13 protein-coding genes, 1 tRNA gene and 1 pseudogene are annotated in these 11,906 nt (G+C 60.0%); 10 read left to right on the top strand and 5 right to left on the bottom strand.

Going from position 1 to position 11,906, the window contains the following annotated elements:
• Nucleotides 1-101: 101 nt before the first annotated feature.
• The 3 genes from HHJ18_RS20655 to HHJ18_RS20645 form a co-directional block, all read right to left on the bottom strand.
• Entirely contained in the window at nucleotides 102-632 is a 531-nt protein-coding gene (locus HHJ18_RS20655) for a TPM domain-containing protein (protein ID WP_296918388.1), read from the bottom strand.
• 5 nt (nucleotides 633-637) lie between these two features.
• Entirely contained in the window at nucleotides 638-1,513 is an 876-nt protein-coding gene (locus tag HHJ18_RS20650) for a TPM domain-containing protein (RefSeq protein ID WP_296918489.1), read from the bottom strand.
• A gap of 76 nt (nucleotides 1,514-1,589) precedes the next feature.
• Nucleotides 1,590-2,189 (bottom strand): LemA family protein, encoded by a 600-nt coding sequence (locus HHJ18_RS20645; protein WP_296918387.1) that lies wholly within the window; start codon nucleotides 2,187-2,189, stop codon nucleotides 1,590-1,592.
• 106 nt (nucleotides 2,190-2,295) lie between these two features.
• Here HHJ18_RS20645 and HHJ18_RS20640 point away from each other — a divergent pair, with 106 nt between their 5' ends.
• From HHJ18_RS20640 to HHJ18_RS20625, 4 genes are all read left to right on the top strand, one after another.
• Nucleotides 2,296-2,718: a hypothetical protein gene (locus HHJ18_RS20640; RefSeq protein ID WP_296918385.1), complete on the top strand. Its 423-nt coding sequence runs from the start codon at nucleotides 2,296-2,298 to the stop codon at nucleotides 2,716-2,718.
• A gap of 126 nt (nucleotides 2,719-2,844) precedes the next feature.
• The gene (locus tag HHJ18_RS20635) at nucleotides 2,845-3,291 is read left to right on the top strand and encodes a nuclear transport factor 2 family protein (RefSeq protein ID WP_296918383.1); all 447 of its coding nucleotides are present in this window, start codon (nucleotides 2,845-2,847) and stop codon (nucleotides 3,289-3,291) included.
• A 15-nt stretch (nucleotides 3,292-3,306) separates the two neighbouring features.
• Entirely contained in the window at nucleotides 3,307-4,494 is a 1,188-nt protein-coding gene (locus HHJ18_RS20630; protein WP_296918381.1) for an alpha/beta fold hydrolase, read from the top strand.
• A 4-nt stretch (nucleotides 4,495-4,498) separates the two neighbouring features.
• The gene (locus tag HHJ18_RS20625; RefSeq protein ID WP_296918379.1) at nucleotides 4,499-5,056 is read left to right on the top strand and encodes a DUF2946 family protein; all 558 of its coding nucleotides are present in this window, start codon (nucleotides 4,499-4,501) and stop codon (nucleotides 5,054-5,056) included.
• 100 nt (nucleotides 5,057-5,156) lie between these two features.
• Here HHJ18_RS20625 and HHJ18_RS20620 read toward each other — a convergent pair whose 3' ends face one another.
• Complete coding sequence (locus tag HHJ18_RS20620; RefSeq protein WP_296918487.1) at nucleotides 5,157-5,492, bottom strand: c-type cytochrome; 336 nt, start codon at nucleotides 5,490-5,492, stop codon at nucleotides 5,157-5,159.
• Nucleotides 5,478-6,350, bottom strand: a pseudogene (locus HHJ18_RS20615) (c-type cytochrome); the annotation flags it as partial. The pseudogene HHJ18_RS20615 and the gene HHJ18_RS20620, both read right to left, overlap by 15 nt.
• Before the next feature lie 227 nt (nucleotides 6,351-6,577).
• Here HHJ18_RS20615 and HHJ18_RS20610 point away from each other — a divergent pair.
• From HHJ18_RS20610 to cheY, 6 genes are all read left to right on the top strand, one after another.
• Nucleotides 6,578-6,653: transfer RNA gene (locus HHJ18_RS20610), tRNA-Arg, on the top strand.
• A gap of 682 nt (nucleotides 6,654-7,335) precedes the next feature.
• On the top strand, nucleotides 7,336-8,535 hold the full coding sequence (locus tag HHJ18_RS20605) for an HDOD domain-containing protein (RefSeq protein WP_296918377.1): 1,200 nt from the start codon (nucleotides 7,336-7,338) through the stop codon (nucleotides 8,533-8,535).
• Nucleotides 8,536-8,810: 275 nt separating this feature from the next.
• Complete coding sequence (locus tag HHJ18_RS20600; RefSeq protein ID WP_296918375.1) at nucleotides 8,811-9,680, top strand: CheR family methyltransferase; 870 nt, start codon at nucleotides 8,811-8,813, stop codon at nucleotides 9,678-9,680.
• Nucleotides 9,677-10,345, top strand: a complete 669-nt coding sequence (cheD, locus tag HHJ18_RS20595; protein WP_296918373.1) for a chemoreceptor glutamine deamidase CheD — start codon at nucleotides 9,677-9,679, stop codon at nucleotides 10,343-10,345. The genes HHJ18_RS20600 and cheD overlap by 4 nt, the downstream gene beginning before the upstream one ends.
• Nucleotides 10,342-11,427, top strand: a complete 1,086-nt coding sequence (locus HHJ18_RS20590) for a chemotaxis response regulator protein-glutamate methylesterase (RefSeq protein ID WP_296918371.1) — start codon at nucleotides 10,342-10,344, stop codon at nucleotides 11,425-11,427. The genes cheD and HHJ18_RS20590 overlap by 4 nt, the downstream gene beginning before the upstream one ends.
• A gap of 79 nt (nucleotides 11,428-11,506) precedes the next feature.
• Nucleotides 11,507-11,905, top strand: coding sequence for a chemotaxis response regulator CheY (gene cheY / locus HHJ18_RS20585; RefSeq protein ID WP_296918485.1), 399 nt, complete (start codon nucleotides 11,507-11,509; stop codon nucleotides 11,903-11,905).
• Nucleotide 11,906 lies beyond the last annotated feature (1 nt).

Here is an 11,906-nt window from a genome sequence, read left to right as displayed (position 1 = left end):
TAGGCCTCTAGCCCATGTGGTATGGGCGCTAATAGCTATTAAAATAATAGCAGTTAACAAGGCGCGCAGCGGCTGCTGCGCCCCCGGCGCTGGCGCTGCCGCTATTCCAGGTGCGGCGTGTCGGGCAGTTCGTTGGGATGGTCGCGCGCCGCGGCGCTTCGAGCAAAGTGCGCCATCAACACCGCCGAACTTTCTTCAAGCGCCTGCGTCAGCCCGTCTTCATAGCGCTTGTCTTTAAAGGCGCTGGCCATACGCGCCACCATGGCTTGCCACTGCGCGGCGTCCACATGGCGCATCAGCCCGCGGTCGGCGACGATTTCAATCGCGTGTTCGGCCAGCAGCAGATAAATCAGCACGCCGTTGTTGTGTTCGGTGTCCCAGACGCCCAGCTTGCCGAACATCATGACAGCGCGCTGTCGTACCAAAGCGCTCAGGGTGTTTTCAGCGTTCAGCCGCAACAGATAACTGGTGGGCAACGAGGCCTCGACACAGATGCGGATCTGCCCGCTGTGGCGCTGCTCGCTGGCCGCCACGCGTTCTGTCAGGCGATTGAGCATATCGGGCGGAATGGCGCGCTGGCTGTCGGATGCGTCCAACCACAGGTGCTTGCTCAGAAGTGCCAGCTTGTTCATCGCGCTTACCAGTTACCCGAGGCGCCGCCGCCGCCGAAATTGCCACCCCCGCCGCTGCCGAAGCCGCCCCCACCGCCGCCACCAAACCCGCCACCACCGCCGAATCCGCCGGGCCCGCCCCAACCCGACGAGCGACCGCGGCCCATGCCGGCCAAGCCGCTCAGTCCGGAAATCAGCGCGAACACCAGGCCCGCCAGCGCGGCGATACCGCCAATCAGCAAGCTGCTGGTGAACAGCCAGGCCAGGAAGCCGACGGCGCCGCCGGTGGCGACCGAGCCGAGCTTGCGGCCCAGCACGCTGGACAGCACGCGGCCGCCTATTGGTACGGCAAAAAACAAAAATACCGCCAGCGTGGTCCAGTCAAAGCCGCCGCCGCCGCCGCTGCTGCTACGGCGACTGGAACCACTTTGCTGCGGAATCGGCAGGTTTTCGCCGCTGATGCGCGCCATGATCTGGTCGGCGCCAGCATCGAGTCCGCCGGCAAAGTCGCCTTGTTTAAAGCGCGGGGTAATGGCGTTGTCGATGATCTGTTTGGCTGCCAGGTCGGGAATTGCGCCTTCCAGCGTCTTGGTGGTTTCGATGCGGACGGTGCGGTCGTTTTTGGCCACCACCAGCAGCAAGCCGTCGCCAATATCCTTGCGGCCAATTTTCCAGCTGTCGCCGATTCGCTGCGCATAAGCGGCAATGTCTTCGGGCTGGGTCGTCGGCACCATCAGCATCACCAGCTGCGCGCCTCTAGCCTTTTCAAACGCCGCCAGCTTGGCATCCAGCGCAGCCAGCTGTGCGGTGTTAAGGGTGGCGGTGCTGTCCATGACACGGGCGGTCAACGGCGGAACCGGCAGCACGCCCTGCGCCCACCCGACCGGCAGCCAGAGCGCCATCAGAAGGGCCGCTAGCAGCCGTCTGCCCGGCAGCAAAGTTTGCAAAAAACTGCGCACGGTGTGGGGTGACAAGGGATTATTTCTTGTTGAAATCAACCGTTGGCGGCGTGGAAATCTGCGCTTCGTTGGCCACGGCAAAGTTGGGCTTGACCTTGTAGCCGAACACCATGGCCGTCAGGTTGTTGGGAAAGCTGCGCGTCAGCACGTTGTAGTCTTGCACCGTCTGGATGAAGCGGTTGCGCGCCACGGTGATGCGGTTTTCGGTGCCTTCAAGCTGCACCCGCAAATCGCGGAACCCCAGGTTCGCTTTCAGGTCGGGATAGCGTTCGCTCACCACCATCAGCCGGCTCAAGGCGCTGCCCAGCTCGCCCTGCGCCGCCTGGAACTTGCTGAAAGCGGCCGGGTCGTTCAGCGTTTCGGGCGTCACCTGAATCGACGTGGCCTTGGCGCGCGCCTCAATCACCTTGGTCAGCGTGTCCTGCTCGAAAGCCGCTTCGCCCTTGACCGTGGCCACGATGTTGGGAACCAGGTCGGCGCGGCGCTGGTATTGATTGAGTACTTCGGACCAGGCCGATTTGCTCTGCTCGTCGAGCCGCTGAAAATCGTTGTAGCCGCAGCCCGTGAGCAGCAAACTGAGCAGCGCTGCAAACGTCAAAGTCAAGAATCGTGATGTCATGAAAAGGTCTCCAAAATTCAAGCCTTGACACTACCATAGTCGCATGTCGGCCACGCCTATATCCTCGCCTTGCGCGTCATCTTTTGCCGCTTCTTCAGGAAGTCCCTTGAAGGCTTTGCAGGCCGCGCTGCGTCCGGCCAAAAGCGGCCAGCAGCTGGACCAACCGCGCCTGCTGGTCGCCGGCGCCACCGGCGTGCTGGGTAACGAAGTGCTTCGCCGCTTGCTGGGCAGCGGCCGGTTTGCGCATACCGAAGTGCTGGCGACCGAGACCATGCGCAGCGGGCTAGCGCAGGTCGGCATTGCGCTGACCGGCCCCTCGGCGATAGAAGACTGGGCGGCCAGGCCTTTGCCGGCGCACACCGGCCTGATCATGTTTGAACCACCGCGGCTACACCACGGGCGTCAGCGCACACTCTGGACGCCAGCGCCCGGGCAATTGCCGGCGCTGGCACGCTGGTTCAGGCGCTGCGGGGTGCAAACGCTGGTGCTGGTGATGCCCCATGCGCCGGGGCGCTGCCCGAGGCGCTGAAACGCGGGCTGGCCAGCCCGATGCAGCGCCTGGTGCAGGCCTGGCTCGATGGCGCGCACAATCACCAGTAGAAACAAGCAGATTCAAGCAAACGGACGCGCTGCGTCCTCCCTTCTGAGTGAACCCATGGCCAAATCGAAAGTCCCTCCCGCCAGCAGCGGCAATGCCGACGACATAGAGGCGGCTTTTTACGAAGCACTGCAAAACGGCGATCTCGAAAAGCTGATGGCCTGCTGGGCCGATGAGGACGACATTGTTTGCGTCCACCCAGGAGGCGGGCGCGCAGTGGGTGCGGCGGCTATACGCGCCACTTTTGACGCCATGTTTTCCAACGGCACTATTCGGGCCCAGGCCGAAAAGGTACGCAAGGTGGATGCCATGAGCTCAAGCGTGCACAACGTGCTTGAGCGCGTTGAATTGCTGACCGAGGAAGGCCCGCGCCACGCCTACGTGATTGCCACCAACGTTTACCACAAGACAGCGCAGGGCTGGCGCATGGTCGCGCACCATGCCAGCCCGGGCACGCCGCGCGAGATGCAGGAAGTGTCAGAAACCCCGCCAGTCCTTCATTGACGGGTGTGGTCAGCTATGAATTATGTAGCGCCCTGGTGGCTTCCAGGCGGCAATTTGCAGACTATCTGGGCGGCGTTGCGCTCGCGCCGTTTCCTGGAGCAAGCGCCGATTTTTAAGCGCGAACGCTGGACCACACCCGACAACGACTTCGTTGATGTCGACTGGCTGGAGGATGTGGCCCCCACGCTTGCCACTGCGTGTGCTGCGCTGCCCCCCGAGGGGGCTGGCCTTGCTTGGGGCGGCCCGGCGCTGCGGCCTGATGCCCCCACGCTTGCCACTGCGTGCGCTGCGCTGCCTCCCGAGGGCGCTGGCCTTGCTTGGGACGGCCCGGCGCTGCGGCTGCCGCAGTCAGAGCGGCCGCTGCTGGTCGTATTCCACGGCCTGGAAGGTTCGTCGGCCAGCCACTATGCCGAGGCCTTTGCCGACGTCGCCCGCAGCCGTGGCTGGGCCTGCGCCGTGCCGCACTTTCGCGGCTGCTCCGGCGAGTTGAATCTGGCGCCGCGCGCCTACCACTCGGGCGACTTCGCCGAGATCGACTGGATTTTGCGGCGCTTTGCCGCCCGTCACACGGGACCGGTGCTGGCCGTAGGCATTTCCCTTGGTGGCAATGCGCTGATGCGTTGGGCCGCCGAGTCGGGCGCTGAGGCCAGGCAGCTGGTTGCCGGCCTTGCCTCGGTCTGCTCGCCGCTGGATCTGGCGGCCAGCGGCTGGGCCATCAGCCGGGGCTTTAACCGGCAGGTGTACACCCGCATGTTCCTCAGGACCATGGTGCCCAAGGCGCTGCAGAAGCTGGAGCAGCATCCCGGCCTGTTTGACCGCCAGCGGCTACTGGCGGCGCGTGATCTGTATGAATTTGACAATGTGTTCACCGCCCCGGTGCACGGTTTTAAAGATGCCGATGACTACTGGGCGCGGGCGTCAGCCAAGCCGCATCTGCACAAGGTGGCCGTGCCGGCCCTGGTGCTGAACGCGCTGAACGACCCCTTTGTTCCGGCCTCCAGTCTGCCGCAGGCCCGTGACACCAGCAGCCACGTCACCCTCTGGCAGCCGGCACAGGGCGGCCATGTGGGTTTCCCGTCGCAACCCTTTCCCGGCCAAGTGCGTGTCATGCCTGAGGCCGTCACGGCCTTTCTGGCAGCGCAGCTTGAGGCGCCGCTGCATAACCCCGGCGCCATCACGTCTGCCAGCAGCGGCGCAAAATAGCCTCATGGATGACATTGTTCGCCAAGCCATCGCCAAGTGGCCCAACGTTCCCCACTGCTATGGCTGGCTCGGGCTGGACGCGCGCGGCAACTGGTTTATGCGCGACGACCGGGCGCAGGCCGCCGGGCCTTTTGCCGCCACCTCAACCGAGGCTGGCGCACCTGGCAAGGGCTCGCTGCTCAGGCACGAAAAGCTGATCGACTTCATTGCCCGCAATTACGAGAGCGACGCGAGCGGCCAGTGGTTTTTTCAGAACGGGCCGCAGCGCGTCTATGTGGAGCTGCAGGCCGCGCCGCTGATCTGGCGCGTTGATCCGGCACCCGCCTTTGCGGTGACCGCGCACACCGGCCGACCGGCCAGCGTGCAGCACTGTGTGGTGGACGAAGCGGGGCGGCTCTACCTGCAAACCGATCTCGGTTTTGGCCTGGTCCACACACTGGACATGACGCACGCGGCCGATGCCGTGGAGCAGGGCCTGTGGCAGCCCGAAGCAAGGCAGTCGTGTGATCTGCCGGCGCTTTTCGGTTATGTGCCAAGTCCTCAGTTGCTACAAAAAAAGTAGCACGCTCTGCCCGTATTTGTTGGGCTGCAGCCCTAATTTGTTGTTGATTTAAGAAAAAAGCCGGTCATTGACCGGCTTTTTGATGGCGCGTTGCAGCGGCTTATTTGGCGGCGTCCACCATGTACTCGACGGCTGAACGAATGTCGGCATCGGATGCAGACGAGCCGCCTTTGGGCGGCATGGCGCCCTTGCCCTTGATGGCGCTGGCGGTCAGGGTGTCCAGCCCGGTTTTGATGCGTGGCGCCCAGGCCGCCTTGTCGCCAAACTTGGGCGAACCGGCGATACCCGCAGCATGGCAAGTCCCGCAGGCCTGCTTGTACAAGGCCTCGCCCGCCCCAGAACCGCCGCCCGCCGCCGCGACCTTGACAGGGGCTGCTGGAGCGGCAGCGGCTGGCGCTGCGGACTCGGCAAATTTGCCACCCGCAGCCGCCGCCATGTACAGCACGGCGGCCCGGATCTCGGCGTCGGTTGCGGTCACCGAGCCGCCTTTTGCCGGCATCGCGCCTTTGCCATTGACGACGCTGGCAGTCAGCGCATCGAGACCGGTTTTGAGGCGGGGCGCCCAAGCCGCTTTGTCGCCAAACTTAGGGGAACCGACCACACCCGTGGCATGGCAGGTGACGCACAGCTCTTTGTAAAGGGATTCGCCAGCACCAGCGGCGGCCACAGTGACAGCGGGTGCGGCGGGGCTGGCCGCTGCTGGCGCTGCAACTGTGGCGACCGGTGGGCTTGCGGGAGCGGAAACTGCAGGTGCAGCATTTGCTGCGGGCGCGGCGGCCGTGCTGGCAGGCGCTGCGGGTTCGGCGAACTTGCCACCGGCAGCTGCCGTCAGGTACACAACCGCGCGGCCGATTTCGAGGTCAGCGAAGTCGCCTCCGCCCTGTGCCGACATGGCGCCCTTGCCTTTGAGCGCCGAATTCCAGAGCGCCTCAAAACCGGTCTGGATGCGCGGTGCCCAGGCGGCGCTGTCGCCGAATTTGGGGGCGCCCGCCGCGCCGCTAGCGTGACACGCCACACATTGGGCCTTGTACACGTCTTCGCCGGACTTGAGCGGGCGGTTGGCATCGCGGATTTCAACCATGCCGATTTTTTGAATGCGCTGTGTCAGGGCTTTTTCAGTATCTGCCGCACCCGCTTCGGGCTTGTTGGCAGAGCTGACATAAAAAACCAGCCCGATGATGGCGAAAACAGGAACGACGAAAGAGAAAAAAACCGCCGCCAACAATTGCTTGGGGGTTTTAATCGGGCCGGTATGGGCTTCTTCGTGGGCCGTGGTGTGGTCGTTTGCGCTCATGGCGTCCTCAAAAAACTGGATTTCAGGGGGCAATTTAGGCAGCAGTGATGCACTGCTGCTTTGTTTGCCCGGCAACTTTCAATTATAGCGGGGGGTCTGCGAAGTCGGGCAGCTCAAGCCTGGCTGATAGAATCAGTTACTCCGTGCAGCGACCAACCTGCGCCCAGATTCCGCCGCCCGAGGTTTATGTCCGTCCCGGACTTGGGTGCAAATTATTTTTCAGCGTTGCGGCTGTAGCTCAGTGGATAGAGTATTGGCCTCCGAAGCCAAGGGTCGTGGGTTCGATCCCCGCCAGCCGCACCAATTACATGACTCAGGCAGACCACTGGGCCTGACCCGGACTTCATTCACCTTCAGATCTCTGTCGACACAACGCAGCGCCTCTGTCCGCAGGGCGCGGCAAGCAATTAGTCAGGTTTGACGTCGGCTTCTTTAATTAACCTGACGCGCATCTGGACCTCTTGGTGGACACGCGCGGCCTGCTCTGGTGGATGACGATCACATAGGCTCTTGCGCCAGTAGTTTTACCTTCACGCCGGTCAGTGCAAGCAGTTTGGTGATTTCGGAATTTCGCCGGACCACGATGTCTGGGGCATGCCGGCGTTTGGTGGATAGCCACATTTTTTACCCGAGGCAACGGGTCAGCACGGGTAGCAAAACTGATGCGTCACTGTGCAGCTGCCGATTAAGAAAGAAGAAAGATGATTTCTATGTTCTTTGGACAATCACTTCGCTAACTATTCCGTACCATCAAAAATGAAAAATCTGACGCTGAGTGTCTAAGTCGGAAAATTTAGGCGAAAAAAATCTGCAGGTTTTCGGCGTCCTTGGCGCGGGTGAAGGGGCAGAGAGGCTCGAGATCTTTAGGCACCACGCGGTCTCGCATGCTCATGTAATTTCCTTCAGCGGCCTGCGTGAAGTCAACGGTCGTAACTTGTCAATGACGACACGGAACTTAATTCTCGCTATTTTTTTTTGAAACTCGATGTCCGAAGATAAGTATCTTGTCCGAATACCCCTTCTTGGCCCTCAACAGCAGGTCAAAGGCTACAAGCTGGCATGGCAAAAAAAGGAAAATAGCAGCGGTCTGCCGGAGGAAGGCGACCTGGATCAACTTCTTGCACTTGTCGCTGAGCGTGCCAGTGGCGCGCCATTGGGCTTGCTGTTTCTGGATGCAAGGCCAGTCGGGGTGTCGGCGAAAACCCTGCAAGTCATAGCGCCCGCTGAGACTGTATTGATGCTGGACCGGAGGGATCTGGTTGATGGGATCGATTTAACTGTTGCCCGGTCGTTACACGAGCGCGGCTTTGGCTTGGGGCTGTGCGATGCTGACCTTGGTTTCCTTGAATCAAACGAGAGCTTGCTTGCGCTTTTGACCTACGTGGAGCTTGGCCTCAGGCATACAGACCTGACTGCGATAAGCCGCCTCGTCAAGCAGTCACAGCCTCAAATCTCTGTGTTGGTGGATCAGTTTGCGGGCTGGCGGGAGTTCGATGCCTGTGCCCCTATGGGGTTGAACGGATTCTTCAAAGATCTCTGCTCGACTCCACGCAAGCCGAGCCTGCCAGGAGAGCTTGGTCCGCAATCGGTGCTAATTTTGCAACTGATGCAAATGGTCCAGGAAAACGCCGATGTGCGTGAACTGGAAAAACTTCTGAAGCATGACGCAGTCCTTTCGTACCGGTTGCTTCGCTATATCAATTCCGCCGGCTTTGGCATAGATGTGGAAATTCAGTCGCTACGCCATGCGGTCGCGATGTTGGGTTACACGCCCTTTCTTCGATGGCTGTCGTTACTACTTGCGACGACCAATCCGGTCGGTTTTTCACCCGCCTTGCTGCAAGCGGCCATGATTCGCGGGCGATTTACAGAATTGCTGGGTCGCGGCTTGCTTTCCAAAAGCGAAGCGGAAAACCTGTTTATCGTGGGAATGTTTTCGTTGCTGGATCAGTTTCTGGGAATTCCAGTCCAGGATGTCCTGAAGCAGATCACGTTACCGGAGGCGATTGCGCAAGCCCTCGTTACGCGGGATGGCGTGTATGGGCCATTTTTGGCGCTCGCGGAAGCCTGCGAGCGGGAGTATGGCTGCGCGTCAGAGTTCGCAGATGCGTTGTTCATGACCGCTGAGCATGTTAACCATGCGCATCTGGCGGCACTCGCGTGGGCGCAGACCATCAAGCTTTAGTGTTTCGGCCTTATCAGTAGCGCGCTCGCTACTGCACCAAGTCGACGAGCAGGCGCTAAAAAATCTGTAATCAATGCTAGATAACAGGGCTTGCGCTCAATCGGACAGGTAAAGAGCTAAAGAGCGGTCCTTTTTGATGGCTCTTCGGTGCATGGCACCAAGCCATGGCTGTGTACATTGAGCATGTCTTCGTTGCTCAACCCGCATGGGAGAGATGGCAAATAGATCGAAAAACCGGAGATGGTTAATTTGCGCGCGCCACGACATCAAAGCCTATGAACACTACCCTGCGCAGTATTGAGCCATCCTCAGTGAGTCCCGATTTTCTTCTTACTGACCATGATTTTTCGAGAATACGCACACTCATTCATGAACGTGCCGGAATAGCGCTGAGCGCGCAAAAGCGTCAAATGGTGTACAGCCGCCTGGCGCGGCGCTTGCGGGAACTCAGGCTGAAGGAGTTTTCCGCATACCTGAGCTTTCTGGAGTCCGACCCCAACAGCGCTGAGTGGCAGCTGTTCACTAATGCCCTGACAACCAATCTGACAGCGTTTTTTCGCGAGGCGCATCATTTTCCTGTGCTGGCCGAGCACGCCCGCAGTTGCTCGCAGCCCCTTACCGTCTGGTGCTCAGCGGCGTCTACCGGGGAAGAGCCTTACTCTATTGCAATGACGCTGATTGAGGCGTTGGGCAGTCGTGCCAGCTCTGCCAGTGTGGTGGCAACAGATATTGATACACAGGTGCTTACCAAGGCAATGGCAGGCGTTTTTACGATGGAGCAAGTCTGCAAGCTGTCGCCGGAGCGCCTCAGGCGGTTTTTTCTAAAAGGCTCAGGCGCGCAGGCGGGTCTGGTCAGGATACGACCGGAAGTCGCGGCGATGGTCAAGTTCTCGCGGCTCAATCTGCTGGATCCGCGATGGGCGTTAAACGACACGTTTGACGCCCTCTTCTGTCGCAACGTCATGATTTATTTCGACAAGCCTACGCAAGCGAAAATTCTGGAGCGCTTTGCGCTGCTGATGAAGCCGCATGCCTTGCTATTTGCCGGGCATTCTGAAAATTTCTCGTTTGCCAGCCGGACACTCCGGTTGCGGGGTCAGACGGTTTATGAACTTGCTTCAGAGCGGACCAAGGTGGCCGCATGATTGCACTTGACCTCGAGCAGCTTGCCACGCGCCACTACTTTGATCGCGAGCTGGAGATTTCAGCCGTCAAGCTATTGCCTGGGGAGTACTACATCACCGCCGAGAACATGGTGCTAACCACCGTACTGGGTTCGTGCGTTTCAGCCTGTGTACGCGACAGTACCGCCGGTGTTGGCGGCATGAACCACTTCATGCTGCCGGATGCGGATCCGAACTCGCGGGAGAAGGCCGCTGCCATGCGCTATGGCAGCTACGCCATGGAGGTGCTGCTCAATGCACTGTTCAAGGCCGGGGCCAGGCGCGAGCGCCTTGAAGCGAAGGTCTTCGGTGGCGGCGCGGTGCTGGCCAATATGTCAATGCTTAATATCGGTGACCGTAACGCCGATTTCGTACTCCGTTACCTTCAGATGGAGCAGGTCCGGATAGCTGCCCAGGATCTGCGCGGCAAGCTGCCCCGCCGCATCAACTATTTTCCCGGAACTGGCAAGGTGACTGTGCGAAAGCTTAGACGCCAGGACGACACGTTGATGGTTCAGCGCGAGGAACAGGAACTGGTGCAGGCATTGCTAAAGCAGCGCGGCCGCAGGAAGCTGGATCTGGAACCGGAACTGGGCAAAGCAGGCCTTCTTCGGGACTTTGCAAAAAGGTGCCCGGCAACGCCATGACCACAAAAAAAATCAAGGTCTTGTGTGTCGACGACTCCGCGCTGATACGCAGCCTGATGACGGAAATCATCAATAGCCAAGCTGACATGGCCGTAGTGGCAACCGCCTCCGATCCGCTGGTTGCCCGCGATCTGGTTAAGCAGCACAACCCTGACGTCATGACGCTGGACGTAGAAATGCCCCGCATGGACGGACTGGAGTTTCTCGAGAAATTAATGCGCTTGCGGCCCATGCCGGTCGTGATGGTGTCCTCTTTGACCGAGCGCGGATCGGAAGCTGCGCTGCGCGCACTTGAGCTGGGGGCGATCGACTTTGTCACCAAGCCACGCCTGGGCATACGTGATGGCCTGCTGGCCTACACGGACCTGATCGTTGGCAAGATCCGTATTGCTGCCGCTGCCCGCATCCTGCCCGTTAAACGAGCGGCGAACGGAAGCGGGCTATCCGTAATTGCCGACGCGCCTATGCTGCGCAGTCCCTTGCTAAGCACCGAGAAGCTCATCATCATCGGTGCGTCTACCGGTGGCACTGAAGCGATCCGGGAACTGTTACAGCCGCTGCCGCCGGACAGCCCGGGCATTCTGATTGCGCAGCACATGCCCGCCGGCTTTACCAATTCTTTTGCCCAGCGTCTTAACGGCTTGTGCCGCGTCGCTGTGACGGAGGCGGTTCATGGTGAACGCATATTGCCCGGCCATGCCTACATTGCGCCAGGCGGATTTCATCTGTCTCTTACGCGCAGCGGTGCCAATTACGTTGTGCAAGTGGACCAGGAGCCGCCGGTGAACCGGCATCGCCCATCTATTGACGTTTTGTTTGATTCAGCGGCAAAGCACGCAGGCAAAAATGCCATCGGCGTGATTCTGACCGGCATGGGCCGTGATGGCGCTGAAGGCCTTTTGCGCATGCATCAGGCGGGTGCCTTTACGCTGGCACAGGACGAGCCCAGTTGTGTGGTTTTTGGCATGCCGCGCGAAGCGATTGCTCTCGGCGCAGCGAGCGAGGTCGTTCCGCTGGCAGAAATGAGCCAGCGAGTGATAGCGCACCTGAGGTCATTGGGTGAGAGAACCACCCGGGTTTAAAGCCAGCCGCAACAAGGTTTCTGGTTACGCGGATGCACCGCTGAAGGCCTAAGTTGATAGTCAATTTGTGGAGTTGGACGTGGTAGATAAAAGTATCAAAATTCTGGTTGTGGATGATTTTCCGACGATGCGCCGGATTATTCGCAATCTGCTCAAAGAACTGGAATTCGTCAATGTTGACGAGGCCGAGGACGGCGCAGCCGGTCTGGAAAAGCTCAAAGGCGGCGGCTACGGCTTTGTCGTGTCCGACTGGAATATGCCCAACATGGACGGCCTGGCTATGCTGCAGGCTATTCGAGCTGATCCTTCGCTGCGCAAGCTGCCGGTATTGATGGTGACTGCAGAGGCGAAAAAGGAAAACATCATTGCCGCTGCCCAGGCTGGAGCGAATGGCTATGTGGTTAAGCCGTTTACAGCCATCACGTTGGAAGAAAAGATCACCAAGATATTTGAGAAAATTGCGAAAGAAAGTGTTTGAT

Origin of the sequence: Polaromonas sp. (assembly GCF_012927455.1) — a bacterium.
GTDB lineage: Bacteria > Pseudomonadota > Gammaproteobacteria > Burkholderiales > Burkholderiaceae_C > Polaromonas.
The sequence above is the reverse complement of the archived record's forward strand: the minus strand, read 5'-3'. Positions and strand labels throughout refer to the sequence as shown.

Excerpts from the sequence above, each read along its gene's own strand:
- HHJ18_RS20655 (WP_296918388.1), bottom strand. The coding sequence starts at position 632 with ATGAACAAGCTGGCACTTCTGAGCAAGCACCTGTGGTTGGACGCATCC.
- HHJ18_RS20650 (WP_296918489.1), bottom strand. The coding sequence starts at position 1,513 with ATGGCGCTCTGGCTGCCGGTCGGGTGGGCGCAGGGCGTGCTGCCGGTT.
- HHJ18_RS20645 (WP_296918387.1), bottom strand. The coding sequence starts at position 2,189 with ATGACATCACGATTCTTGACTTTGACGTTTGCAGCGCTGCTCAGTTTG.
- HHJ18_RS20635 (WP_296918383.1), top strand. The coding sequence starts at position 2,845 with ATGGCCAAATCGAAAGTCCCTCCCGCCAGCAGCGGCAATGCCGACGAC.
- HHJ18_RS20630 (WP_296918381.1), top strand. The coding sequence starts at position 3,307 with ATGAATTATGTAGCGCCCTGGTGGCTTCCAGGCGGCAATTTGCAGACT.
- HHJ18_RS20625 (WP_296918379.1), top strand. The coding sequence starts at position 4,499 with ATGGATGACATTGTTCGCCAAGCCATCGCCAAGTGGCCCAACGTTCCC.
- HHJ18_RS20620 (WP_296918487.1), bottom strand. The coding sequence starts at position 5,492 with ATGGCGGCGGCTGCGGGTGGCAAATTTGCCGAGTCCGCAGCGCCAGCC.
- HHJ18_RS20605 (WP_296918377.1), top strand. The coding sequence starts at position 7,336 with ATGTCCGAAGATAAGTATCTTGTCCGAATACCCCTTCTTGGCCCTCAA.
- HHJ18_RS20600 (WP_296918375.1), top strand. The coding sequence starts at position 8,811 with ATGAACACTACCCTGCGCAGTATTGAGCCATCCTCAGTGAGTCCCGAT.
- cheD (WP_296918373.1), top strand. The coding sequence starts at position 9,677 with ATGATTGCACTTGACCTCGAGCAGCTTGCCACGCGCCACTACTTTGAT.
- HHJ18_RS20590 (WP_296918371.1), top strand. The coding sequence starts at position 10,342 with ATGACCACAAAAAAAATCAAGGTCTTGTGTGTCGACGACTCCGCGCTG.